Here is a 25,707-nt window from a genome sequence, read left to right on the forward strand (position 1 = left end):
GCGGCTGTAGCTCAGCTGGATAGAGTACTCGGCTACGAACCGAGCGGTCGGAGGTTCGAATCCTCCCAGCCGCGCCATATTCAAGTCAAAATGCCTCAGCTTGTGCGCCCCACAGCCTGAGGCATTTTGCATTCTATAGCTGGGAGAATTTGAACCGAAAGAGGTTCGCCCGAAACCAGCGCTATCTCCTTCTTTTGTCAGGGGATACCCCTACAGCCTCTGCAGTCCGAATTGACCATCGTCAAACTTGCCCAATCTTGCCTTGATAGACTTTCGATAGTTGCCTCACCAATTAACCTCCAGCGCTATCGAATGGAGACGTCATGGATAAGATCCGCCGCGCTCTGCTAGGACAGATTGCTAAACTGACGGCCGGAGCCGCTCTGGTTCCGCTAAGCAGCGTCGCTTCCGCAGGCATAAATGATCAGCCGCCGCGAAGAGAAGGCGATTCCGAGAAGCGATATGCCATGCTGATCGACCTCAGGGCCTGCATTGGCTGTCAGGCCTGCACTGTGTCCTGCCATATTGAAAACGAAGCCCCGCTGGGCAGTTTCCGCACGATCGTTTCCCAATACGAGGTTGAGCACGAAGAGACTGGCGACTCGGCAACCTTCATGTTGCCCCGGTTATGTAACCACTGCGAGAACCCGCCCTGCGTTCCGGTGTGCCCGGTACAGGCCACGTTCCAGCGACAGGACGGCATTGTCGTTGTGGATAATGAGGTGTGTGTTGGTTGTGCCTACTGTGTGCAGGCCTGCCCCTACGATGCACGGTTTATTAATGAACACACCCAGACGGCGGATAAGTGCACGTTTTGTGCCCACCGACTTGATGTCGGATTGCTGCCGGCCTGCGTCGAATCCTGTGTGGGTGGAGCTCGGGTTATTGGCGACCTGCGCGACCCTGACAGTCAGATCAGCCGGATGATGAAAAAACACTACAACGAATTGATGGTGCTTAAACCGGAAATGGGCACATCGCCTCATGTGTTCTATCTGGGTATGGATGAGCGGTTCGTATCCCCTCCGGATGCCAAGCCTGCCATCTGGGATGTGCGCACTCAACACGGTGAGGAGATAGGCTATGAATTCAGCGGTCATTGAGGTTCTCGCACCCCGCTACGGTATCGCCTGGTATCCGTGGGCGGTACAGTATTTTTTCATGATTGCCGTATCCTATTCGGCCTTGTTGCTGACCGTTCCTGGGTTGTTGTTTGGCAAGAAGAGCTACCAGCCTCTGGCAAAAGTAGCGCTGTTGGTTACGGTCAGTTGCACGCTGGTAGGCCCGGTCGCACTGTTGGCAGACTTGCACCAACCGCTAAGGTTCTGGCACTTCTACGCCAACCTCACTCCCTGGTCCTGGATGTCGATCGGCAGCCTTTTATTGCCGGTGTATCTCTCCTTGGTTGTCGCTTATGCCTGGCTTGCCTGGCGGCCTGCCATGCAGGAACAGGCGCAGGGTGAGGGCTGGATTGCCAAGCTGTCTGGTTGGATAAGCCTGGGTCAGTGGCATGCGCCACGCTGGATGTTGGTGCTTTCAGGCCTTGGGGCACTGGTGTTTTCTCTGGGTATCATGATTTATACCGGTGCTGAAGTCGCCATCGTAAAAGCGCGACCACTGTGGGATACCCCCTGGTTACCGGTCATGTTCGTACTGACAGGGCTGGTTGCTGCTGCGGGGCTGGTTATTTTACTCAACCGCCTGATGACCGGTAACGACGAAGACGTTAACGAACAGAGTCTGAAGGTGGTTTTCGTCAGCATGGTTCTGTCTGCGTTGGTGGCGGCATTATGGATTTCGGAAGGCATTACCGGTTTCAGTCCTTCGGTAGAACAGGCGCTGGTGTCTCTACAGGGGAATCCGGAATGGCGTGCTGTTGCGATTTACGGCTTGCTGGTGGGTATAGCTCTTACGCTGTCTGCAATCGTAATGTTACGCCGCCCGGGCTGGCTTGGCCGCTCCTGGATTGCGGGCCTGCTGGCTGTACACATTGGCTGGACCTTCCGCTGGATGGTGTTGATGGAGGTGCAGACTGTGGCGAAGAATACCGCCGGCTACTACCACTACGCCATTGAAGCCGGGTCTAGCGGCTTACTGGGTATCATCGGCACTTTCGGGCTATGGCTAGCCGCGCTGCTGATTATTGACATTCTGGTGCCCTGGAAAAAGGCCCTCCACACAAGTCCCCACTGATTCACGTCTTCGGAGCGAGATTATGGACAATAAACGTCGTAATTTCCTGAAAGGTGCAGCTGCCGCAGGCGGTGCCGCGACCTTCGCGGCGGGCTACTACGGCCCGCTGGAAAAAATGGGCAAAGGCCTGGTTAACGGAACTTCGGGCAAGGCCACCGCTGACCGGCTGCATGGCAATAGCCTAGCGCCGGAGTGGTCGGTCGACCCTAAAACCGGAGAGGTAACACTCAATCCGGAACAACGTACTGCCTTCACAGTCTGTTATGGCTGCACTACTAAATGCGGCGTGCGGGTACGTATTGATAATAATGAAGACAAAGTACTGCGGGTTTCCGGTAACCCTTATCACCCGTTGTCGTCCGACGAGCATCTGGATGAAAGAACGCCGGTGCTGGAAGCCTTTCAGCGTATGAGCAGCTTTCAGGATCAGGGGCAGCTCAACCGCTCTACAGCGTGCGCCCGCGGCAATGCGGCTATGTCCCAGTTGACCAGCGACCAGCGCGTGCTTAACTGCCTGAAACGAACTGGCCCCCGGGGCAGCAATCAGTGGGAAACTATTCCGTTTGAACAGCTGCTTGATGAAATCGTGGCCGGTGGTGACCTGTTCGGTGAGGGTGAGGTTGAAGGCCTGCGCTCCATTCGCGACGTGAAAACGCCGCTGGACCCGGACAACCCGGAGTATGGGCCAAAATCCAATCAGCTTCTGATGATGGAGGCCACAGACTACGGTCGATCTGCGCTGCTCAAGCGCTTCGCATTCAATGCCTTTGGTACCCGTAACTATGGGCATCATGGTGCCTACTGCGGGCTTGCGTTCCGTATGGGCTCCGGTGCGTTGATGAATGATCTCGCGAAGAATGCTCACGTGAAACCGGACTATGCCAACGTGAAGTTTGCGTTGTTTATCGGGACCGCGCCGAGTCAGGCTGGTAACCCGTTCAAACGCCAGGGGCGTTTGCTGGCCCAGGCACGAACCACGGGTGAAATGGAATATGTTCTGGTGGACCCGGCCCTGACGGCGGCCGCTTCCCATTCTGCCAGCGACCGGAATCGCTGGATTTCCATTCTTCCCGGCACAGACACTGCACTGGCGATGGCTTTGATTCGCTGGATGCTGGCGAATGAAGCTTACGCCAAGGATTATCTAGCTCTGCCTGGCAACAACGCTGCCCGGCACGCAGGTGAGCCTGGCCACACCAACGCCACGCATCTGGTGATTGAAGACAACAGCCACCCGAGAGCTGGCTATTTCCTGCGTTTGAGCGACATAGGACAAGCGGAATCAGGGGCTGAAGACGATTACCCGGTCGTGGTCAATAGTGCTGGAGAGTTGGACAGCTCTGAGGTCGCTGACAGCGGCCAGCTGTTTGTTGAGCGTACCGTGGAAACCGGCAGCGGCCCGGTAACCGTCCGCAGCTCATTGTTCAAGCTGCGCCAGGAAGCGATGCAGTACAGCATTGAAGAATACGCAGAGTTCTGTGGCATTGAGGCCGATGTTATCCGCAATCTCGCCCGGCGCTTCACCAGCTTCGGGCGCACTGCGGCCGCGGATACCCATGGGGGTATGATGTCCGGTGCTGGTTTCTATGCTTCCTATAGCATTAACATGATTAACTTGCTGGCCGGCAGTTTTAACCAGAAAGGCGGAGTGGCCAAAGGCGGCGGTAGCTTCAACGGTGTTGGTGCCGGGCCCCGTTACAACCTTGCGGACTTCCCCGGAAAGGTCGGGCCCAAGGGTGTGTTTCTTTCACGCTCACGTTTTCCGTACGAGAAAACCAGCGAATACAAGCGTCGTGTGGCAGCGGGAGAGTCCCCGTATCCGGCGACCGCGCCCTGGCGTTCGCTCGCGCCACCGATTCTAACTGAACACTTGCTCTCAGGCCTTGAGGGATACCCCTATAGAATAAAGGCCATGATAGGCGTCATGGCCAACCCGATGTACGGCCAGGCTGGCCTGACATCTTTGCTTGAAGAAAGGCTCAAGGACCCGAAAAACGTTGGCCTGTTCGTGGCGGTGGATGGATTCATTAACGAAACCAACCGTTTTGCTGACTACATTGTGCCGGACTCTGTGATGTATGAAGTCTGGGGCTTTACAGGTGCCTGGAGCGGCACGCTGACCAAGATGACCACGGCCTGCTGGCCCGTTGTCGAACCGCGCCAGGCAAAAACCTCGACCGGTGAGCCAGTCAGTATGGATAGCTTCTTCATTGAATTGGCTCAGCGCCTTGACCTGCCAGGCTTCGGTGACAATGCCATCGAGGGCGCTGATGGTCAGGTGCACCCTCTCAAGCGGGCCGAAGACTTCTACTTGCGTGCTGCTGCGAATATCGCCATGTCAGGTCAACCCTTGCCGACGCCGGCGCAAGAAGATATCAACGCCAGTGGAATCGAATCGTTGCTAGAGCGAATCCAGAGTACGGTTGCTGAAGACGAAGCAGGGCCGGTCGCCCATTTGTACTCCCGCGGTGGTCGATTTGAAACCATGGAGAGTGCATATGATGGCGAAAAGCTGGGTCATGCCTGGGCACGCCCATTGTGTGTCTATAACGAGCAGGTAGGCACCAGCATTGATAGTTATAGTGGTAAAAGACTTGTCGGGACACCGACCCACCATGAACCACGGTTCTGGGACGGATCCTTGTTAAGAGATCATTATCCTGAGGAAGAGTGGCCGCTGTTGGCATTTTCGTTCAAGTCGAACCTGATGAACTCATACGCCATAGGGCTTGAGCGCCTTCGTATGATCAAGCCCTACAATCCGGTGCTTTTGCACCGCAACGATGCGGAGAAATTCGGGGTGCGCCATGGCGACACCATAAGCATTGAAAGCCCGGGGGGCAAAGTGCTGGCATTGGCCCTGGTAGGGGAGAACGTACACGAAGGCGCGCTTGGCATTGAGCATGGTTACGGCCACAGGGAGCTGGGGGCTGCGAGCCATGTCATTGATGGAGAAGAGCGTGCCGGCAACCCTTATCTGGCGGCTGGCGTGAACATCAACGATCTGGGCTTTTCTGACCCTACCCGCAAAGATGGCACTGCCACCTGGCTGGAGAATGTCAGCGGTGCTTCGGTCCGGCAGGGTTTGCCTGTGCGCGTGCGTGTTGTGGCCGATATGGTGTAAGGCTGCACCTGACTTCCGGGTGCTACAGCTAAAGCGAAGCGGCTGATCGTGCCGCTTGGTCGTAGAGCCCCGATATACCTCTCAGGAAGCCTGCCACCTCACCAGTGTCGGCTCCTGAGAACCCTAATGTCCTTAAGGAATCCACCAGACATTCTTCACGTATTTCCCGGTAGCGACGGCAAACTGCTTTGCCTTTCTCGGTGACCGAATACCAGATCTCTTTACCGTGCTTCTCTGGCACGACAACCTCCTGTTTCAGCAGCTTCTTGAGTGCATAAGTCACGGTATGGCTATCTTCCACGTTCAGAACCAGGCATATGTCGGCGGTCTTTTTTGCGCGGTCCCGGTGGTTCACGCTGTGAAGAACCAGTATGTCCAGAGGGCTGAGTTCGGGTAGACCGGCCGCGTTCATACAACGCACCATCCATCGGTTAAATGCATTGCTCGCCACGATCAGCCCGAATTCCAGCTCGGACAACTCCATTGCGCTGTCTGAAGCAAGGTGGGCGGACGATACGATCGGGCCCACTTTACGCTGGGCGCTATTTGTGTCGGGATTCTGCGAAGAATCGTTGGTTTTTTTCATGAGGAGGCAGGAGCTCTTTATCTATTATGTTTCATTGGTGTATCTGTGCCAGGGCTCTTTAGTTACCCATTTTCCCGGGAAGGTAGGTCACGATTTCCGGGAACAAAGTGATGAGAATTACACCACTCAGGATCAGCAGGAAGTAAGGTAGTGCTGCCCAGGCGATTCTCAGAATGTTTTCCCCGGTAAGCCCCTGGATGACGAAGAGGTTAAAGCCGACCGGTGGCGTAATCTGGCTCATTTCCACAACAATCACGAGGTAGATACCGAACCAAAGAGGGTCAATGCCCGCCGCCTTAACCATCGGAAGAATTACTGAGGTGGTCAGCACCACAACGGATATACCGTCGAGAAAACAGCCCAGCAGAATAAAGAACAGAGTTAGCGCTAGCAGCAACATGTAAGGCGACAGACCCAGGGTATCAATCCAGGCGGCAAGCTCCCGAGGGATGCCGGTAAAGCCCATCGCACTCGTCAGAAAATGGGCACCAATCAGAATAAAGGCGATCATTGATGAGGTTTTTACCGTGCCCATTAACCCGCTCACGAAGGTATTCCTGCTCAATGAGCCGCTTTTCCAGGACAGAAGGTGTGCCAGTGCCACGCCGATGGCAGCTGATTCTGTCGGGGACGCCAGGCCGGCATAGATAGAACCGATAACCCCGATAATGAGCAGCATCACAGGAATAAGGGGGCGGCTGCGGCGTACTTTTTCTCGGAATGAGAAGGATTCGGCCTCACCAGCGGGCACGCCCGACGGGTTCATTAGCGACCAGACCATCACGTAGCCCGCAAACAGGGACATGAGCATCAAGCCGGGCAGGATACCCGCAACAAAGAGCCGGGCGATGGATTGCTCTGTTGCAACTCCGTAGACAATCAGAATGATGGACGGTGGAATCAGCAACCCCAGGGTTGCTGAGCCGGCCAGGGTGCCGAGAATCTGGTTCTTGTTGTAGCCGCGGTTACTGAGTTCCGGTATCGACATCTTGCCAATGGTGGCGGCTGTGGCTGCCGAAGAGCCGGAAATAGCCGCAAATATGCCGCAGCCGATTATATTGGTATGCAGCAGTCGCCCGGGTACTTTGCCAACCCAGGGAGAAATGCCACGGAACATCTCTTCGGACAGGCGTGAACGAAACAACACCTCACCCATCCAGATAAACATTGGAAGCGCCGCGAGGTCCCAGGACACACTGGCACTGTAGAAGGCCGTGGAAAGACTGTCGCCTACGGGGATACCGCTGAAAAAAAACAGGGCTATACAGCCGATGCCAGTTAGTGAAAAAGCGACCCAAAGCCCGCTGGCAAGAAGCACCAAAAGCACACACAGCAGTAGCAAACTCATCCAGATCATTTCCATGAGCTCACTCCTCGGGGGCGTCGTTAACGAGCTGGCTGATTCTGCCACTGGCAAGCAAAAACAGGGCGTCCAGCAAAGCAATCAAAAGCCAGATCAAGCCGAGCGTCATGACCGCTTGGGGAATCCACAGAGGTACGGGCACCATGCCAATCGAGAGGTCGCCAAAATCATGACTGTCCAGTGCCAGGCGCGCGCTGTGCCAGGCGGCAAAGGCCGTAACAGACGCCGCTACCAGGGTTACCAGGATATCCATAAATCGGTGTAGGGGTTTGGGGAGGTGCTGCAGCACCAGGGTGACGCGAATATGGCCGCCTTGCCAAAACGTATAGCCAAGGCCAAAAAATGTTGCGCCAAGCAGCAGGAATGCTGCGATCTCTGCAAGGCCTGGTACAGTAAGCCCCATAGCATCGAAGCCGGCCCAGCCCATCAATTTGTCGAGCACTCGGCCAAGAACCTGAGCCACGATCAATACCATGATGAGTGTCAGGCTCAGTGCTGAGAGTGCACCGCCCAGCTTGTAAAACGCATCAAGCGCTCTGCGCATGGGTCTGTCCTTTTGTTATGACCCCTATTGCAGGGCGGGGATAATTCAAGCGCCAGTACAACCGAGATTCGGCCGTTCTGGCGCCGCCGGGTGACTATTGTTCGTTATACGCGTCAAGCAGAGCCTGACCACTTTCGCCAGCACGGCCGAGCCATTCTTCGGTCATGGTGTCGCCGATTTCCTGCAAATGCTTGACCAATTCAGGGGAAGGTTCGGACACCTCAATGCCGTTATCCTTCATGATTTTTATCTTGGCGTCAGTTTCGGCTTTGCTGGCGTCCCAGCCCCGCTTTTCAGCTGCCGCTGCTGCATCTTCCAGTGCCTTTTGGGTCGCTTCAGGCAGGTTGTTAAAGGCCTTCACGTTTACGACCACCATGTTTTTCGGTAGCCACAACTGAGCGTGATTGAAATGCGTCAGGTAGTCCCAGGCCCGGGTATTAGCGCCCGTAGAAGGGGATGTGATCATGGCATCAACACGACCTGTTCCAAATGCAGTTGGTATGTCTGGCACTTCGACTTGAGTGGGCAGAGCGCCTAGCAGCTCGGCGAGCTGTTCGCTCGACTTGTTATAGGCCCGCATTTTTACACCCTTAAGTTCATTGCCTGTTTCAACGGCAAACTGGGTATAAATTCCCTGAGGTGGCCAGGGCACAGCAAATAGAAGTTTCAGACGTTGGCCTTCGAGGCGCTTGGAGAGTACGTCTTTTGATGCCTGCCAGAGTTTCCATGCCTGGTCATAATCACTGGCGAGGTAGGGTACTGAGTCCACTTCGAACAGAGGGTCTTCGTTGGCAAGGCGCGACATGATCAGTTCACCGATGGGAACAAGACCGCGGCGAACGGAGTTTTTGATTTCCGGGTGTTTGATCAGAGAGCCACTGCTGTGAACCGTGATATCGAGCTCACCGTCTGTTGCTTCTCTGACATCGTCAGCGAACTGGCTGATATTAACGGTATGGAAGTTGGAGTCGCCGTAGGGTGTGGGCATATCCCAGTCGGTCGCCTGGGCGTTAGCTGCTGCTAACGAGAGGGCGGCTGCCGAAATTACGGCTCCAAACCGTTTCAAGTAAGGTACAGAAATAAGGCGCTGGCGAAAGGGTGTGGTATTTATTGTCATGATGGTTGCCTCTTGGCGCTGAAAATATTTGAGAGCGACAGTTGTGCATGCGGGTTTACGTTCTAAAGCACGGATCTGCAGGAAAGTGCTGAAACCAGTTTTGTGCTTTGTCTGGTAAAAGCTAGTCGCGAGCCTTCACGCCGTCAAATTTATTGTTACAAAGTGATGATGTTTTAGCGGTTTTATATCGACAAAATCTCAATAAAGTGTGTTTGTTGATCGATATTGGAACTGGAGTGGGAAAACGTAAGTGTCGTGGTAGGGGCAGACAGAACCAGCAGATGCCGGTTCTGTCTGGGCGTTTCAAATGGGCGTTGTGCTCAAGGCTGTGGGCTGCCCATGATTGCCTCCATTTCACCGGGTCTCGGAGCGCCCTGTTTCATCTGGACGGCCCCATTGTTGTCCTTGTAGTAGGTGCTTGGAGTGGCACTTAGCCCCAGGCTGGACATCAGCTGATTGTTTTTCTGAACTGTTTTAGCGTATTTGCTGACAATGTTGCGGTCCACCTCAATGCCACCCTCTCCATGACTTTTTTGGTTCTTTTGCAGAGCAGCACGGGGGTTATCTGAACCCAGGATAGTGGCGGCCTTTGGCAGGCTGTCCTTCCTCAGAATACCCACCATTACATGGCGCAACTGTACTTTTCCGGCGTCTATCCAGGGTTCTGCAGCCTGACGGAACCGGTGGCAAAATGGGCAGTTGGGGTCGGTAAAGGTATAGACGATCACGGGGGCATCGGCGTCGCCGTCACGCACCCAGTCTGCGTTCTCAATCTGGCTCCAGGCCTTTTCATTTTGTGGCCCTGTAACCAACTCCTGTATTTTGGCCTCGGTAAGGTTTTCACCCTTGGCGTTCAGCATGGTTCCCACGATCACATGCTGGTTATCTGAAGTGAGATAGAAAGCAATAGGGCGGCCCTGCATGTCGCCAACGTAGCCGGTCATATTATCGGGCGCCTCGAAGCTGCCGGCGACTGTTACGCCACGATCAATCAGTTGCTCAACGGCTTCGGGGTGTTGCTCCTGCCCTTGAGCTTGCAGGCTCAGACCGCTGGCGGCCAATGCTGTGGCAAGAAGTGTGTGTTTGAGTACGGGCTTCATTAGTTGCATTACAAGTCTCCGGTTCCGTCGGTATCAAAGCTTCTGAGGTTATGGGCCAGTGAGGCCCGCGACAGTTCTCCAAGGTGGGCGTTTACCTGCTGGCCGTTGGCATCGTAGAACAACGTTGTTGGCAGAGCCTGGCTGCCGGTGGTTCGGCCAAGGCTGGCACTGGTATCGGTCAGAACATTCTTTAGCGAGAGCCCGTGTTGGCTCATAAAGCGGCTGATTGTTTCCGGTTGTTCGCCCTGGTTTACAAAGACAAATGTGATACCGGGATTTTCCTGCTGAGCTTGTTCCAGTACCGGCATTTCACGAATGCATGGCGGGCACCAGGTAGCCCAAAGGTTGACGACCATGGGTTTGCCGCCTGCCACTTCTGCCAGCGCCACCGGCGTGCCGTCCAGCAAAGTGAATGTTGCATCAGGAACGCCCCTGGAGCTGCTTTCCATAAGGTATATCAACAATGACAAAGAGCCCCATACCAACAGACCCGAAGCGCTGGCAATGGAGAGTGATCGACGGATTTTCGGGTGGCGCCAGAGCTTCCAGCCGATAAGAAAGACTGCACCGAGTAGACCGGCAATGACGCTGAAGCCGCCATCCCTGATATCGATAATGCCCCAGAGGTTTTCCTGGTAGTACTCGAAGTACTGAATAACAAAGCCGATACGCGCTGATACCAAAGCAACGAGAAAAATATCGGATAGAGTGCCTGCTATGGGCACGCCTTCCTTGCGCCCGGTAATGGCGCCAACAATCAGCGCAATTACGAAAGCAGTGATTAATAGAAGCTGGGCCAGAGGTAAGCTCAGCGGGCCGATATTAACCGATAACATCATCTCTCCTTGTTCATGATTGGCGTGCCTACGACCGGCAGTTTACGCATGAGTTCCTGGTTTACCTTGTCTTTGGCTGTCAGATCGGCGTGCAGCAACTGCATATCCGGCAGGGCCACGGCCGCTGTTCCTTACCTGATGGATAACGTCCTGAAGTATTCAGCGAATGGCTGTATTGTGATAATTGATACGGAAGTGGAAACGATAACCATGTGATACGGTGGCATACTGCCCACCTTTAATTGATACACCCTGACTGGGTACTGACATGCTATTGAACTGTGATATTGGTGAAAGTTATGGCGCCTGGACGATGGGGCTGGACGATCAGGTGATGCCGTATATTGACCAGGCGAACATAGCCTGCGCCTTTCATGCCGGCGACCCGATGGTCATGAGCAACACGGTAAGGTTGGCGCTGGAGCATGAGGTATCCCTGGGCGCACACCCTGCCTACCCCGATCTGCAGGGCTTTGGGCGACGCTCGATTGCTTGCAGCCCCGATGAGATTCACGCCATGGTGCTTTACCAGGTGGGTGCGCTGAGTCATATCGCTGCTGCACAGGGCGGAAGCCTGAGTTATGTGAAGCCCCATGGTGCGCTCTACAACGACATGATGCGGAACGAGTCTGTTCTCCGGGCTATTCTCGGTGCGCTAAGCCAGTCTCCGGGGGAACTGGCACTGATGGCGATGACCACGGCAGATAATCAGCCTCTGAAAACGCTTTGCGCAGAATACGGGGTAGGGCTGTTGCTGGAGGCGTTTGCTGACCGTGCTTATGATGAAAAGGGCTATATTGTCTCACGCAGTACCCCGAATGCCGTGCATCACGATCCCGACACCATTCTGCGTCAGGCTGTTGCAATCGCCAGAGGCGAACCGCTCCAGACGATAGACGGCAAACCATTGCACCTTGAAGCAGATACCCTCTGCGTTCACGGCGACAACCCTGAGTCTGTCGCCGCTGTGCGTGCAATTCGTAAGGCCCTTGAAGGTCAGGCGGGCTGAGCCTTGGTCAGAGCCTGAAGCGTGACACCAGGTTCTGTAACTCACTACCCAGTTTTGCCAGCTCTGAACTGGAGCTGGCGGTCTGGTTGGAGGATGCCGCAGACTGGTCGGTAAGGTCACGAATGCTGGTGACATTCTGGTTGATCTCTTCTGCTACGGACGTTTGTTGTTCTGACGCTGTCGCAATCTGACTGTTGTATTGCTTTATTTCGTCGACGGAACGGGTGATACGTTCAATGGATGCGCCTGTCGCGGTGGCTCTTTTCAGGGTGTCAGCGGCCATAGTTGCGCTGGACTCCATCGCGGATACTGAGTCATTCGAGCTGGTTTGCAGGGATGTCACAAGGGTCTCGATTTCCTGGGCGGAACTCTGCGTTCGTTGGGCCAGAGAACGCACCTCATCAGCAACCACGGCAAACCCACGCCCCTGCTCACCCGCCCGGGCAGCTTCAATGGCAGCGTTCAGCGCGAGAAGATTCGTCTGCTCGGCGACAGATTTGATGACATCCAGAGCCGTCCCGATATTAGTGGTTTCATTTTTCAGGCTCTGGATGATTTCCATACTCTGGCTTACCTCATTGGCGAGCCCATTGACCTGGCTCACGGTTTCCCTGACCTCACGCTCGCCCTCAGTCGCCTGATTGGCAGCATCAGATGCGACGGTAAACGCCTGCTCTGCGTTGCGGGCGATTTCTGCAACGGTTGCGGTCATTTCGTTCATCGCCGTGGCAACCTGATCGGTTTCCTGCTTCTGGCGATTGATCCCGTCGCTGGTCTGGCTGGTAACCGTCGACAGCTCTTCTGAAGCCGCCGCGATATTGGTCGCTCCGGACTCAATGCTCCTGACAAGCTCGCGTAAGCCGCTGACCATGGTTGCCAGGGCAGCCATCAGGCGACCTACTTCGTCAGTCCGGCTGTTGTCGATATCAACCGACAGATTGCCGGAGGCAACCTCTGAAGCGATTGCAACGGCGTGATTGATGGGGGCGGTGATTGCCCTGGTAATTAGATAGGCCATCAGAATGCCAAGCAGCACGGCGATGGCTGTTGCGGCAAAAATCAGTGTCGTCGCTTGATTGTGCTCAGATTCCATCTTGTCTGCCTGCGCTTCGCGCAGGCTGTTCGCCGATTCGATCACGCGACTGGCTGTCGTTACCATATCCTGAGATAGCTGCTCGCTGGATTCAGTCAGTGTCACAACATTCTGGAATTCATCGGTGTAGGATTCCAGTGCATTGATGACCTTTGCTTTTTCTTCCGGGGTTATGGCGGCCGAATTCAGTGGTCCCTGAATCCTTGTAGCATCTTCCTGGTACGCTTCGACACTTGTGGGATCGCGCTCTACGAGGAACTTGCGCTCCGAACGGCGCATATCCTCAAACATCGCCGAGGCAAAAAACAGCGAGCTGTGGGCTTTAAGCGAAGATCCCAATACCCGGGCTTTTGTTTCAAGCCTGTCAAGAGCCTCTTCCCGTTGGCTTATATTGGACTCCACATTACTCATCAATGCCTGGTATTGCGCGATATCAGACTGAATGTTTTCCAGGGTGCTGATGTCTGCGTCAACTGCCAGCAACGGCTTGACCTTGCTCGTGATTTCGAGAACTTCATCGCCGAGGGCCCTGGATGCGAGCACGTCCTCGGCATTACCCGAAAGTAAAAAATTTTTCTCTTCGACTCTCGCTTCAGTGAGCCCCGTGTTCACCTGTCCCAGCATGGTTACAATGGCTGAGCGATCACTGACGGCGTCCAGTGCCCGACTGCCAACGACGCCAACAATGACGGTGAGGAGCAATAACAGCGCAAAGCCGCCAGCCAGCTTGCTTCGGATGGTCATGTTGCCGGAGAAGTTTTGAAGTGCCATACAGTGTCCCTGGGGCTTGCGAGCGTTACCAGTTATGCCATTCGGGTCATTCAGAGAATCATGAATTGGCGGTTTTGATACGCAAAAGCGTTGGTTGAACCTTTTATTGTGTCTCTATTAGGTACGTACCAGGGCTAAGATTCAATTTGTTTTAGGTAACATATGGTTGCGGTGGCAACAAAAGTGGGGCTGATATCCAGTCCCACTTTTATAGCGCATCTGCATTGTCCTGAGATAACAAAGGGGAAAGTCGACCCAATGATCACCACATCAGGTCGTCGGGGATTTCATAGCCTGCATAGGGGTCATCTTCGCCCACATCGTCTTTTTTGCGGTCATGGAGTACAACCACTGCCTGTTCATCGCGCTCTATAACCTTGCGAGCAACTCCGTCGGCGACGATCTCGTACGCTCCATTGACGAATACAATGGCAAGCCGGCCTCGGGAGAGTTGGTCCGCCATGGTGTCATCTACATACAACTTCTTTATTTTCTTGTCGTGGACGAACTGGTACGACGTTTCACCCCGGCTGCGATCCAGTTTGTTGGTGTCCACCAGTTGGCGAATCTGGGCCTGGATCGCCTTTTTCTCGGATTCCTGCTGGCGCTTGAGGTTCAGCTGGCGATCGCGTTCTGCTTTTTCTTCGCGGGCCTGGCGAGCGCGGATTTCGGTCTCATTGACCTGGACTGCGCCCTTGGGTTGTTGTTTGCGCTGCTTGTGTTTCTCGTTGCGAATAGCCTTGGCCTTTTTTTGATCGGCCAGGCCCGCTTTTAATAGCTGATCCTGCAGGGACGCCATGGGGTAACTCCGTTAATTGGTCACAAATTCTGGTATTCTATCGGGACAGTATACGCGCTCGTGTCTACCTTCTTAACCAGCAACCGCTGATTCCGGGATTTTCTTGTATGTCTTCCTTTAAAGATCTTGATCTGTCTGCCGCCATGCAGGCCAATCTTGCCCAGCTGGGCTTTTCCAGGCCCACAGAGATTCAGGCCAGGGCATTGCCCCATTGTCTGGCAGGGCGCGATGTCATTGCCATGGCACAAACGGGTAGCGGTAAAACGGCGGCTTTTGGTATCGGGCTGATCGAGAATCTCAAGCCAAAGCTGTTTGCGGTGCAGGGCCTGGTCATGTGTCCTACCCGTGAGTTGGCGGATCAGGTGGCCAAAGCCTTGCGGGAGTTGGCTAGGGCGCAGGAAAATATAAAGATTCTTACCCTGTGTGGCGGTGTGTCTATTGGACCACAGATCGGTTCCCTGGCTCATGGTGCTCATATTGTTGTGGGCACTCCGGGGCGTATCGCTGATCACCTGCGCAAAGGCACCCTTGACCTGAAACGCCTCAAGACGCTCGTTCTGGATGAAGCAGACCGGATGCTCGATATGGGGTTTCAGGATGCCATGGAAGAAATTCTGGGTTATGCGCCCAAGCAGCGCCAAACGTTGATGTTCTCAGCGACCTGGCCTGAATCCATTCGCAAGCTGAGTGCAGGTTTTCAGCGGGAGCCCGTGGATGTGCGCGCAGAAGCGCAAAGTGTGAATGCCGATATTCGTGAGCTGTTTTACGAAATTCCAGGGCAGGAGCGTACCCGTGCCATTGTAAGCCTGCTTTCTGAATACCAGCCGGCTTCCTGCCTGGTGTTCTGTTCCATGAAACAACAGTGCGATGAATTGGCTGTCGAGCTGGGTGCTCAGGGCTTCTCGGCTCTGGCATTGCATGGTGACCTGGAGCAGCGTGAGCGCGACAGCGTACTGGTACGGTTTGCAAACCAGAGTTGTCAGGTTCTGGTAGCAACAGACGTAGCGGCCCGTGGCCTGGATATCAAGGCCTTGCCGCTGGTGATAAATGCAGAGCCCGCGCGTGATCCGGAAGTGCATACCCACAGGGTCGGTCGCACAGGGCGGGCTGGTGAGGCCGGACTGGCGGTTACTTTGTGCAGTCCGTCACAAGGACACAAGATCAATCGTCTTGAGGCCGAGCGCGGCAGACCGGTTACCTGGGGTGATACAGAAATTTTGCTATCTGTTCCGCCAAAGCCGGTGGCACCCGCAATGAAAACACTGTGCATCGCAGCCGGGCGAAAGGAAAAGCTGCGTCCGGGCGACGTACTGGGTGCCTTGACCGGCGAAGCCGGGCTGAACGGAAAATCCGTTGGCAAGATTGATCTGTTCGATTTCCAGTGCTTCGTTGCTGTCGAGTCTGGGCAGGCGAGGCTCGCCCTGAAGCGCCTTGAAGAGGGAAAAGTAAAAGGTCGCAAGCTAAGAGTCAGGCAGGTCTGAGAGTGGGTGTTGTAGGCGTGTCCATGGAGGCATAGTGGATAAGAACCGCTCGGAAAGTCCGTATAGTCATTTGCATTTTGGTTGCTCACAGCGTGCGAAACCGGTAAATTACGCAGGATTTTGCCCCCCGGTTTGCTCCGGTGCGCTATAGGACTTAGGTCTTATGCGTGTCTGTTTTTCCGGGAAAAAGACCATGAATTAATAACAGGTAGCTATTCAATATGGATGACCTGATGTCACAAGCCATCGACCTGATGGTTGCGGGTATGGGATTCGTGTTCGTGTTCCTGATTGTTCTGGTGTTCGCGACCCTGCTTATGTCCAAACTGCTCACCCGGTTTGCACCGCCTGAGCCTGCAACTCCAGCCAAGTCACCTCGCGCCAAGCCAAAGGCGCCAGCATCAGTTGATCCTGATACGGCAGAGGCGATTAAAAAGGCGATTGCACAATTCCGGTCGCGCCACAAGAAGTGACCCGGCAACCGATTAGATACAACCTTTAATACAGAAGGCTGACACGATGACTGATACAAAGAAACCGCTGGGGATTACGGACGTTATACTTCGTGACGCCCACCAGTCCCTGCTTGCCACCCGTATGCGGCTTGACGACATGCTGCCCATTGCCGAGAAGCTCGACAAAGTTGGTTTCTGGTCTTTGGAATCCTGGGGCGGCGCTACTTTCGACTCCTGTATCCGTTACCTGGGCGAAGACCCCTGGGAGCGCATCCGTGAACTGAAAAAAGTCATGCCCAATACGCCTCAGCAAATGCTGCTGCGTGGTCAGAACCTCCTGGGTTACCGGCATTACGCAGACGACGTAGTGGAGCGGTTCGTTGACCGTGCCGCCGAGAACGGTGTTGATGTATTCCGTATTTTTGATGCGATGAACGACCCGCGCAACCTGGCGACGGCTATCAAGGCTGTTAAGAAAACCGGTAAGCACGCCCAGGGCACCATCTCCTATACCACCAGCCCGGTGCATACCATTGAGATGTGGGTTGAGCTGGCGAAAGAAGTCGCCGATATGGGTGCCGACTCCATTGCAATCAAAGACATGGCCGGTATTCTTAAGCCTTATGTAGCCTTTGATCTGGTCAGCCGCCTGAAGAAAGAGCTGGATATTCCAATTCACATGCAGTGCCATGCGACCACTGGCATGTCGACAGCTACGGCCATCAAGGCAGCGGAAGCTGGTATCGACAACGTGGATTCGGCCATCTCGTCAATGAGTATGACCTACGGCCATTCGCCCACAGAGGCGATTGTTGCGATTCTGGAAGGTACCGAGCGTGACACTGGCCTGGATCTTGTCCTGCTGGAAGAGATCGCTAGTTACTTCCGCGAAGTTCGTAAGAAGTACGCAAAATTTGAGGGCAGCCTCCGCGGTACCGATTCCCGTATTCTGATCGCTCAGGTGCCTGGTGGCATGCTGACGAACATGGAAGGTCAGCTCAAAGAACAGAACGCTGCGGACAGGTTCGACGAAGTTCTGGCCGAGATTCCCAAAGTTCGTGAAGACCTGGGGTTCATCCCGCTGGTAACGCCGACTTCCCAGATTGTTGGTACTCAGGCGGTACTGAACGTTCTGACCGGTGAGCGCTACAAGTCCATCTCCAAGGAAACCTCTGCCATCCTTAAGGGCGAATACGGTTCCGCGCCGGCGCCGTTCAACAAGGAGTTGCAGGAGCGGGTTCTGGATGGAAAAGAAGCCATCACCTGCCGTCCGGCCGACAATATCGAGCCGGAAATGGACAAGCTGACCGACGAGCTGAAGAAACTGGCGGATGAGAAAGGCATCAAGCTGGCGGATAACACTGTTGATGATGTTCTGACTTATGCGCTCTTCCCGCAGATTGGTCTGAAGTTCCTTGAAAACCGTGGCAATCCGGACGCATTTGAGCCGGTGCCCACCGCTGAAGATGCGCTTCCAGCCAAGAAGGCCAGTGGCCCCGAGACTTACACCGTCGATGTTAACGGCAAGCAGTACGTGGTTGCGGTTTCTGAAGGTGGTGAAATTTCCCAGATTCAGAGCGAGGGCGGTGCTGCATCCGCACCAGCGGCTTCTGCTGCGCCAGCTCCGGCGGCCGGTGAAGGCGAGCCTGTGATCGCACCTCTGGGCGGCAACATCTTCAAGGTACTGGTTTCACCAGGTGATGCCGTTGAAGAAGGCGATGTGCTGATTATCCTCGAAGCCATGAAAATGGAAACCGAGATTCGTGCACCCAAGGCCGGCACCGTCGGCGAAGTCTTCATCAAGGTCGGTGATGCCGTCTCTCCTGATGATGAAATGCTGACAATCGCATAAAGGGCCAGCATTCCATGGATAAATTAATGACATTATGGACAGGTAGTGGCCTGTTCAATATAGAGCTTGGCCAGGTGATCATGATCGCCGTGGGTCTGCTTCTTCTGTTCCTTGCGATTCGTAAGGGGTTTGAACCACTGCTGCTGGTACCCATCGGGTTCGGCGGCATTCTGGCGAATATTCCGGAGGCGGGGCTGGCCCTGACTGCGGCGGAAAACGCTATTCATTTTGCACTGAATGGCGGAAAGGGCGAGATCCTGGCTGCTCTGGCAGCGCCTCTGGATGTGGCCTATCAGGCCGGGCAGGCAATTACGCCTGAACTGAAAGAGGCCTTCAAGGTCGCGGTGAAAGAGGCGAGCTATTCCGAAATGGCGATGGCCAACGCCATCGCTCAGGATGCGGGTTATGGCAACGGTATGTTGTATAACTTCTATTCTGTGGTTATCGGCAGCACCATCGGACCCCTGGTAATTTTCATGGGTGTTGGCGCGATGACCGATTTCGGTCCGCTGCTGGCCAACCCGAAAACTATGCTGCTGGGTGCCGCAGCCCAGTTCGGTATCTTCGGTACTGTTTTGGGTGCAGCATTGCTGGACTGGCTCGGTGTTCTGGACTTTACCATTCTGGAAGCGGCTGCGATCGGTATCATTGGTGGTGCTGATGGACCAACCTCCATCTACGTGTCCAGTGTGCTGGCTCCGCATCTGCTGGGTGCCATCGCGGTATCTGCATACGCTTACATGGCGATGGTACCGATGATTCAGCCGCCTATCATGAAGGCGCTGACCAGTGAGAAAGAGCGGGCCATCAAGATGTCTCAGCTTCGCCCGGTCAGTAAGCGTGAAAAGATTGTTTTCCCGCTGGTTGTCCTGATTGCGGTTGTTCTCTTCCTGCCGGATGCGGCACCGCTGCTGGGTATGTTCTGCTTTGGTAACCTGATGCGCGAATGTGGCGTGGTGGAGCGTCTGAATGACACTGCCCAGAATGCGCTGATCAACATTACTACGATCTTCCTGGGTCTGTCCGTTGGTTCCAAGCTGATGGCGGACAAGTTCCTGGATGCTCAGACCCTGGGTATTCTTGGCCTGGGTATTGTGGCCTTTGGTGTTGGTACGGCCTGTGGTGTTCTTATGGCCAAGCTGATGAACAAGTTCAGCAAGGATCCGATCAACCCGTTGATTGGTTCTGCCGGCGTATCTGCGGTGCCGATGGCAGCGCGGGTTTCCAACAAGGTTGGTCTTGAGGCGAATCCGCATAACTTCCTGTTGATGCACGCTATGGGGCCGAACGTTGCTGGTGTTATCGGCTCGGCTGTTGCTGCGGGTGTGATGATCAAGCTGCTTAGCTGATTGTCGCTCTTGTAGTGTGAAAACCCCGCCTTGTGCGGGGTTTTCTGTTTTTAGGTCTGCTGGTTTTGGTGTTTGAGCCGGAGGGTCACCTTCTTTCAGGAACCGCTACGAGCACCCCTTGCGGGGTCCGGCCAGCAATCACAGATTGCTGTCGTTCGGCTGCGCATGAAGCTTTGCTTCATAGATGCTTGTCTCACCCCTGTGCGCTTGGCTCCGGCCATCCATGGCCTCCGACATTCCTGAAAATCGGCCCCGCGCCCGCTCTTTGATCTTCATTGTTGGCTTTCTTAAAGATTGTTTTAATGAAAATCTCGGGAATTAACAGGAAGGGTCTGTATTAGATGACTCAGATCCGAGAGTTTTCCCGCCATCACATGGACAATTTCCCCCTCTCTTTCCAGTATGCCTTTCACGTGTAACAACCGTGCGGTGAGCAACGGTTTGCGCTGCCGGCGTGCGGTTTCCAGCCAGACGACGACGTTTACGTTGCCGGTTTCGTCTTCCAGGGTTACGAAGGTAACTCCGGAGGCAGAACCGGGGCGCTGTCGGCCGGTTACGAGGCCGGCTACCTGTACGGGTATGCCGGCCTTGGTGGTTTTTAGTTGTTCGGCGCTGAGACAGAACTGTAAGTGGCCTTGTTCCCGGAGCAGGGCCAGTGGGTGGCGCTGGAGGGTGAGACCCTGGCTGGAGTAGTCGGCGAGTACGTTCTGGCCTTCGCTGGGTTCCGGTAGTTGGGCGCAAGTTTCCGGTTCGTAGCTTTCGTTGTCTTCAGCTGTTGAAAAAAGCTCTGCGGGTTTTTCGTGGCCCAATAGCTGCCAGTAAGCCTGATGGCGGTTGGCGGCGAATGCAGGCATGGCGTTGGCACCGGCCAGGAGTTCCATTTCGCGCTGGTTCAGGTTTGCCAGGCGGCGTAACTCGGTGGCGGATTGGTAGCCGGTTTGGGGGCGATGCTGGTACAGGCGTTCAGCGGCGCTTGTCGGGAACCCCCGGATGATTTTCAGGCCCAGGCGCAGTTGGTGGTCACGGCCTTCCAGAGTGTGATCCCACTGGCTGATGTTGATGTCTGGCGGTAATGCAACAACGTTATGGCGTTTGGCGTCCTGGACCAATTGTGAGGGGGAATAGAACCCCATGGGCTGGCTGTTGAGCAGGGCGCAGTAGAAGGCGGCGGGGTAGTGTCTTTTGATCCAGGCCGAGACGTAAACGAGCAGGGCAAAGCTGGCGGCGTGGGATTCCGGAAAGCCGTATCCGCCGAAGCCGCAGATCTGCAGATAGAGGCGTTCAGCAAAGTCAGCATCGTGACCACGTTCGAGCATGCCGTTGATGAGTTTTTCCCGGAACGGAGTCATGTCGCCGTGGGATTTCCAGGCGGCCATGGCGCGGCGGAGTTGGTCGGCTTCGCCAGCAGTGAAACCGGCGGCAACCATGGCCAGTTTGATGACTTGTTCCTGAAAGATGGGTACACCCAAAGTGCGTTCAAGCACGCTACGGATGGCATCGTTGGGATATTCCACGGGTTCAAGGCCATGTTTTCTTCGCAGGTACGGGTGCACCATGTCACCCTGGATCGGGCCGGGGCGAACAATAGCCACTTCGATCACCAGGTCGTAGTAAGTTTCAGGTTTCAGCCTGGGCAGCATGTTGATCTGGGCGCGGGATTCCACCTGGAATACGCCGATGCTGTCGCCTTTTTGCAGCATCTTGTAGGTGGCCCTGTCTTCCTGGGGTATGTCCTGCATATGGAAGGGCCGGCCTTTTTGCTGGCTTATCAGTTCCAGAGCTTTGCGGAGGGCTGTGAGCATGCCCAGTGCGAGTATGTCCACTTTCATCAGGCCCAGGCTTTCCAGGTCGTCTTTGTCCCATTGGATAACGGTGCGGTCAGACATGGCAGCGTTTTCGACAGGCACCAGTTCGGCCAGTGGTCCGGAACTGATCACAAAGCCGCCTACATGTTGGGACAAGTGGCGGGGAAAACCGAGCAGGGTGTTTACCAAAGTAAAGAACTGATCGGCGACTTTGGGGTTTCGGGTCAGGCGTTTATCGAGAATCTGCTGGCGCCAGTTGGTGGCTTTATCACGCCAGTCGATACCTTCCAGTAACTGTTCCACCAGTGCCGGGTCGAATCCGAGAGCTTTACCTACATCGCGAATGGCGCTGCGAGGACGGTAACGGATCACTGTTGCTGCCAGCGCGGCCCGCTCCCGGCTGTAGCGCTGGTAGATGTACTGAATAACTTCTTCCCGGCGTTCGTGTTCAAAATCCACGTCGATATCCGGCGGCTCGTTTCTGTCTTTGGAGATAAAACGTTCAAACAGCAGGTCTACCTGGGCTGGATTTACTTCGGTAATGCCCAGGCAATAGCACACGGCGGAGTTAGCGGCAGAGCCACGGCCCTGGCACAGAATGTTTCGGGTGCGGGCAAAGGCAACAATGTCATGGATAGTGAGAAAGTAGTGTTCGTACTTCATTTCTGAAATCAGCCCCAGCTCTTTGCGTATCAGGGCCTGAACAGATAGTGGAGTACCTTCCGGGTAGCGCTGCCTTTCGCCTTCTTGAGTTAAACGTTTCAGATAAGCAGCGGGAGATTCTCCTTCCGGTACAAGGTCCGGAGGGTATTCGTAGCGCAGGCTACCGGGTTCGAAGGTGCACTGCCGGGCTATACGCAAAGATTCTTCCAGCCAGCTTTCGGGGAATAATCGTTGCAGGACCGGTAGTGGGCGCAGGTAGCGTTCACCATTCTGAAACAGACAGTGGCCGGCATTTTCCAGGTTGGCGTGATTGCGCAGGGCGGCGAGTACGTCCTGCAAGGGTTGGCGCTCCCGGCTGTGCATGTGAACTTCGCCGGTGGCGGTAACTGGGCAGCGCAAGTGCTCGGAAAGCCAGCGGGCGCGGGCCAGTTGTTGGTCTTCGCCGGCTTCAAGGGTGCGGGCGGCGGCAATCCAGAGACGATGCTCAAACAGTCGGAGTAGCCATTCGCCGCAAGCCAGGGCCTGGTCCGGGCTGGCGTTAGCCGGCGCGGGTGGCAACCACAGGCACAGACAGTCATCCAGAGCATGTGTTTCCATATCCCGGCTGAAGAGCAGGTACTGTCCTTTCTCTGCCCGGCGGCGAGCTGTGGTTATAAGCTGACAAAGCTGGCCATAGCCTTTGCGGGCACGAGCCAGAAGAATAAACCTGGGGGCGCAGGCATCTGGCGGGGCGTCCTCCAGCTCGAACAGGCTGCCGGTAATCAGTTTTACGGGGCTTTCTTTCAGCGCAGCCCAGGCACGGGGTATGCCGGCCACCGAGCAGGCATCGGTGATTGCCAGTGCGGTATATCCCAGCTCTGCGGCTCGTTCCGCAAGCTCATGGGGGTGAGATGCCCCGGTCAGGAAGGTGAAGTTGCTGAAGCAGAACAGCTCGGCGTAAGACGGCTCACTCATCAGCCAAACCATCCATGTACGAACCAGCCTTCCCGCACGTCCCGGAACACCCAGGCAAGCTGTCCGTTATTCAGTTGGGCAATGTAATAATCCCGATGGACCCTCTGACCGTCCCACCAGCCACCGCTGATTCGCTCCGGGCCGGTAAACCATACCTGCGGAATTTCCGTAAGTGGTTGCGGCCCCTGAAGAAGCCATAAGGGACGTTGAGGCAGGTGGCTGGCGGCTGTTGTCAAAACATGCTGTGTGCGCCGAACCTCTGACGCGCTCCATGCTCGTTCGGGCCGGTGATCTGCCTGGGGCGCAAGCTGCTTCAGAGCATTCTCACCAAGCCGTGCCTGCAGACGGCTCAACAAGGTGTGCCAGGCTTCGTTCAGGTCCTGGCTTTCGCCCAGAAGATCCTGCCCGCTCGGGGCTTCCCGCCCAAGAAACCGTTTAACCGTCAGGCGTAGCAATATAACCGGGGCTTGCAGGGGTTGTTGCTCAAATCGCAGTCTGATCAGGCTGAGAAATGCTTCTGCCCGGTGTTCCGGGCCGGAGGTGCGGATGCGCAGGCGCGTTGGCTCTGCATGGCGGTGCCCGAGAACCAGAAGCAAGCAGTCGGTATCCTGTTGGCGCCAGCACAGGTCTCTTTCCAGCTCGGACAGAATACGTTGCAACGGAAACAGTAAGCCCTGCGATTGTTCAATGTCCTGTACAAAATCTGCCTGTTGCCGGAAGTAATGGGGCGGTTGCCAGGGTGCCTGGGGGTCAGGCCTGGAGCCCTGAATTTTCTGGATATATGCGAGGGTTTCCGGGGACAGCCGGCGCGCCATGTCAGCCGGTGGTAAGCGGAACACCTCGGCCAGAGTATTCAGCCCAAGCCGCTGCAAGCGGGTGCAGGTGCGTTCGTCAAACTCTGCAGCCAGCAGAGGCATCTGGCCAAGGACTTGCAGAGTGTGGCCTTTGTCGCTCGTGCATGTTCCCTTGCCGCTCCGTGCAATCAGGCGGGCTGCCAGTGGTGTATGGCCAATACCTGGCCAGGCCGTAAGCCGGCGCTCCTGCAATACCTCTTCCAGGGTTTGCCATACTGCCGGGAGGCCGCCGTACAACCGTTGCAGGCTGCCGATTTCAGCTAACAAACCGTTTGGTGGAACCAGAACAATATGAGCCGCATAACGGTATAGCCAGCGGGCCTGGTCTTCGAGAATTCGGGCTTCCTGCTGTTGATCTGCCCTTATTATGCCCAGCTCTGGTACCAGGCTGACTGCTGTTTTCAGGCGCATGCCGGCGCCCACACCCAGGTCCCGGGCAGCTGGGCAGGCCTGTATCACTTTTTGTCCGGAATCTTCCACAATCACCAGCGCAGAGGCTTTTTCACTGGAGCGGCGAATGTGATCCAGAAGCAGGTGAGGGAAGTGCAAGTACAGCCAGAGCATAGGAAATTACCGGGCTAATGTGGGCCAGGGACCCTGAACCACACGGGGCGCTTCATGGTGGAGCAGGTTCGCCCGGTGAGTTATAGCTAGCGAGCAGTGTTGGCCCGGCCAGCTGCCGCGGCGCTTCAGCACATTTATGTTAAGGCTCTGTTGCTCGCCGGGCTCCAGTTCAAGGCGCAAGGCAGCCGGGGAGTTCTGTTCAGCGTAGCGACGTTCGCGAAAAAGCACGCAAACATTACTGCCGGCTTCGGCTGCCAGCTGTAAACGCCGGATTTCGCGGGCCGCGAGCTTGCCCGGCCAGGCCATCACAAGGCCGGTAACCGGAGAGCGCAGGCAGTTTTCCAGCGTCCACAGAAAATCGCCTTTATCTTCGGTATGGACCATGATCACCTGGTTCAGGTCGATATCCCCCCGAGCCAGCGCCGGAGCATAAGGCGTATGTGGAGGATTCAGCCAGAACACGGTTTTACCGGCCTGCGACAGCCGCTGCATTAACGGCATTAACAGAGTCAGCTCGCCAATACCGGGGGCGTCCAGCAGGCATTCACTCAACGCACCCCTGGGCCAGCCTATGCCACCAAGCTGGTTGTCCAGAGCCTGATAGCCGGTTGGCTCTGCCGGTTGAGTGCTTTTGATGTGCCGTTGCCCCTGCCATACACGGGCATCCTGAATCAGCGTGTTAATAAGTTCGCTCATGGTGAAATCTCGGAATACTGTTTAAATATACAGTATTCTGTAGGCGGGCTGATTTCAAGAAGTGGGTTGATAAAATGAGTAACGGAACCCACGCTTGTAGCAGGGAAAGTATGGACAGTCCGGAATATCAGGCTTGGAGGTTATACATGAGTGGACTGACTGAACAGCACTGTGAAGCTTGTAGTGCGGGCGCCCCAAGGGCAACCGATGAAGAGAAACGCGTGCTGCACAAAGATGTCGAGGACTGGGATATCCTTGATGTGAATGGCGAAGAACAATTGCGCAGGGTATTTAAATTCAGGAACTTTGCTCAGGCTCTGGCTTTTGCCAACAAGGTAGGTGAGCTGGCTGAAGCCGAAGACCATCACCCGGCTATCCTTGTGGAATACGGGAAGGTGACCGTAAGCTGGTGGACCCATGCAATCGGTGGACTGCACAAAAACGACTTCATTATGGCGGCAAGAACGGATTTGGCTTACCGCTGAATAATTGACATTAA

21 protein-coding genes and 1 tRNA gene are annotated in these 25,707 nt (G+C 55.4%); 10 read left to right on the plus strand and 12 right to left on the minus strand.

The genetic code is table 11. The annotated features are described in order from the left end of the window. The 4 genes from Q4501_RS07365 to Q4501_RS07380 all read left to right on the plus strand — a co-directional run bounded on the left by Q4501_RS07365 (window position 1) and on the right by Q4501_RS07380 (window position 5,317). Window positions 1–77: transfer RNA gene (locus tag Q4501_RS07365), tRNA-Arg, on the plus strand. Between the two features lie 246 nt (window positions 78–323). After that, window positions 324–1,103 carry a sulfate reduction electron transfer complex DsrMKJOP subunit DsrO gene (gene dsrO / locus Q4501_RS07370; protein ID WP_303595507.1) on the plus strand — a complete coding sequence of 260 codons (780 nt, stop codon included), beginning with the start codon at window positions 324–326 and terminating at the stop codon, window positions 1,101–1,103. After that, entirely contained in the window at window positions 1,084–2,193 is a 1,110-nt protein-coding gene (gene nrfD / locus Q4501_RS07375; RefSeq protein WP_303595509.1) for an NrfD/PsrC family molybdoenzyme membrane anchor subunit, read from the plus strand. The genes dsrO and nrfD overlap by 20 nt, the downstream gene beginning before the upstream one ends. 22 nt (window positions 2,194–2,215) lie before the next feature. Next, window positions 2,216–5,317: a molybdopterin dinucleotide binding domain-containing protein gene (locus Q4501_RS07380; RefSeq protein WP_303595511.1), complete on the plus strand. Its 3,102-nt coding sequence runs from the start codon at window positions 2,216–2,218 to the stop codon at window positions 5,315–5,317. A 28-nt stretch (window positions 5,318–5,345) separates the two neighbouring features. Here Q4501_RS07380 and Q4501_RS07385 read toward each other — a convergent pair whose 3' ends face one another. The 6 genes from Q4501_RS07385 to Q4501_RS07410 form a co-directional block, all read right to left on the minus strand. After that, complete coding sequence (locus Q4501_RS07385; protein WP_303595513.1) at window positions 5,346–5,903, minus strand: winged helix DNA-binding protein; 558 nt, start codon at window positions 5,901–5,903, stop codon at window positions 5,346–5,348. A 58-nt stretch (window positions 5,904–5,961) separates the two neighbouring features. Further along, window positions 5,962–7,266: a TRAP transporter large permease gene (locus tag Q4501_RS07390; protein WP_303595514.1), complete on the minus strand. Its 1,305-nt coding sequence runs from the start codon at window positions 7,264–7,266 to the stop codon at window positions 5,962–5,964. A gap of 4 nt (window positions 7,267–7,270) precedes the next feature. Next, window positions 7,271–7,810 carry a TRAP transporter small permease gene (locus Q4501_RS07395; RefSeq protein ID WP_303595516.1) on the minus strand — a complete coding sequence of 180 codons (540 nt, stop codon included), beginning with the start codon at window positions 7,808–7,810 and terminating at the stop codon, window positions 7,271–7,273. 94 nt (window positions 7,811–7,904) lie between these two features. Continuing rightward, a complete protein-coding gene (locus tag Q4501_RS07400) occupies window positions 7,905–8,927 on the minus strand; it encodes a TRAP transporter substrate-binding protein (RefSeq protein WP_303595517.1) in 1,023 nt (340 codons plus the stop codon). 320 nt (window positions 8,928–9,247) lie between these two features. Next, a complete protein-coding gene (gene dsbG / locus Q4501_RS07405; protein WP_303595518.1) occupies window positions 9,248–10,036 on the minus strand; it encodes a thiol:disulfide interchange protein DsbG in 789 nt (262 codons plus the stop codon). Next, complete coding sequence (locus Q4501_RS07410) at window positions 10,036–10,863, minus strand: TlpA disulfide reductase family protein (RefSeq protein ID WP_303595521.1); 828 nt, start codon at window positions 10,861–10,863, stop codon at window positions 10,036–10,038. The genes dsbG and Q4501_RS07410 overlap by 1 nt, the downstream gene beginning before the upstream one ends. Window positions 10,864–11,131: 268 nt before the next feature. Between Q4501_RS07410 and Q4501_RS07415 the strand changes: the two genes are divergently transcribed. Next, on the plus strand, window positions 11,132–11,872 hold the full coding sequence (locus Q4501_RS07415; RefSeq protein ID WP_303595523.1) for a 5-oxoprolinase subunit PxpA: 741 nt from the start codon (window positions 11,132–11,134) through the stop codon (window positions 11,870–11,872). 7 nt (window positions 11,873–11,879) lie between these two features. Here the strand turns inward: Q4501_RS07415 and Q4501_RS07420 are convergent, their stop codons facing one another. Beyond that, window positions 11,880–13,736, minus strand: coding sequence for a methyl-accepting chemotaxis protein (locus tag Q4501_RS07420; protein WP_303595524.1), 1,857 nt, complete (start codon window positions 13,734–13,736; stop codon window positions 11,880–11,882). A 262-nt stretch (window positions 13,737–13,998) separates the two neighbouring features. Beyond that, the gene (locus Q4501_RS07425) at window positions 13,999–14,535 is read right to left on the minus strand and encodes a DUF2058 domain-containing protein (RefSeq protein ID WP_303595526.1); all 537 of its coding nucleotides are present in this window, start codon (window positions 14,533–14,535) and stop codon (window positions 13,999–14,001) included. A 107-nt stretch (window positions 14,536–14,642) separates the two neighbouring features. Between Q4501_RS07425 and dbpA the strand changes: the two genes are divergently transcribed. From dbpA to Q4501_RS07445, 4 genes are all read left to right on the plus strand, one after another. Next, window positions 14,643–16,016, plus strand: coding sequence for an ATP-dependent RNA helicase DbpA (dbpA, locus tag Q4501_RS07430; protein WP_303595528.1), 1,374 nt, complete (start codon window positions 14,643–14,645; stop codon window positions 16,014–16,016). A gap of 221 nt (window positions 16,017–16,237) precedes the next feature. Then, complete coding sequence (locus Q4501_RS07435) at window positions 16,238–16,489, plus strand: OadG family protein (RefSeq protein ID WP_303595530.1); 252 nt, start codon at window positions 16,238–16,240, stop codon at window positions 16,487–16,489. Between the two features lie 46 nt (window positions 16,490–16,535). After that, window positions 16,536–18,323, plus strand: coding sequence for a sodium-extruding oxaloacetate decarboxylase subunit alpha (gene oadA, locus Q4501_RS07440; RefSeq protein ID WP_303595531.1), 1,788 nt, complete (start codon window positions 16,536–16,538; stop codon window positions 18,321–18,323). 14 nt (window positions 18,324–18,337) lie between these two features. Beyond that, window positions 18,338–19,672, plus strand: coding sequence for a sodium ion-translocating decarboxylase subunit beta (locus Q4501_RS07445; protein WP_303595533.1), 1,335 nt, complete (start codon window positions 18,338–18,340; stop codon window positions 19,670–19,672). A 138-nt stretch (window positions 19,673–19,810) separates the two neighbouring features. Here Q4501_RS07445 and Q4501_RS07450 read toward each other — a convergent pair whose 3' ends face one another. Genes Q4501_RS07450 through imuA form a run of 4 tightly spaced genes read right to left on the minus strand, consistent with a single transcriptional unit; the run spans window position 19,811 to window position 25,208 of the window. Next, entirely contained in the window at window positions 19,811–19,948 is a 138-nt protein-coding gene (locus tag Q4501_RS07450) for a hypothetical protein (RefSeq protein WP_303595535.1), read from the minus strand. A 23-nt stretch (window positions 19,949–19,971) separates the two neighbouring features. Next, window positions 19,972–23,094 (minus strand): error-prone DNA polymerase, encoded by a 3,123-nt coding sequence (locus Q4501_RS07455; RefSeq protein WP_303595537.1) that lies wholly within the window; start codon window positions 23,092–23,094, stop codon window positions 19,972–19,974. Further along, entirely contained in the window at window positions 23,094–24,512 is a 1,419-nt protein-coding gene (locus Q4501_RS07460) for a DNA polymerase Y family protein (protein ID WP_303595539.1), read from the minus strand. Before Q4501_RS07460 ends, Q4501_RS07455 begins: the two co-directional genes overlap by 1 nt. A 6-nt stretch (window positions 24,513–24,518) precedes the next feature. After that, the gene (gene imuA / locus Q4501_RS07465) at window positions 24,519–25,208 is read right to left on the minus strand and encodes a translesion DNA synthesis-associated protein ImuA (RefSeq protein ID WP_303595541.1); all 690 of its coding nucleotides are present in this window, start codon (window positions 25,206–25,208) and stop codon (window positions 24,519–24,521) included. A gap of 146 nt (window positions 25,209–25,354) precedes the next feature. On the opposite strand from imuA, the gene Q4501_RS07470 reads away from it, so the two are divergent. Further along, window positions 25,355–25,693 (plus strand): 4a-hydroxytetrahydrobiopterin dehydratase, encoded by a 339-nt coding sequence (locus Q4501_RS07470; protein ID WP_303595542.1) that lies wholly within the window; start codon window positions 25,355–25,357, stop codon window positions 25,691–25,693. Window positions 25,694–25,707: the final 14 nt, after the last annotated feature.

The organism is Marinobacter sp. 2_MG-2023, assembly GCF_030546935.1.
In the GTDB taxonomy this organism is placed as follows: Bacteria; Pseudomonadota; Gammaproteobacteria; order Pseudomonadales; family Oleiphilaceae; genus Marinobacter.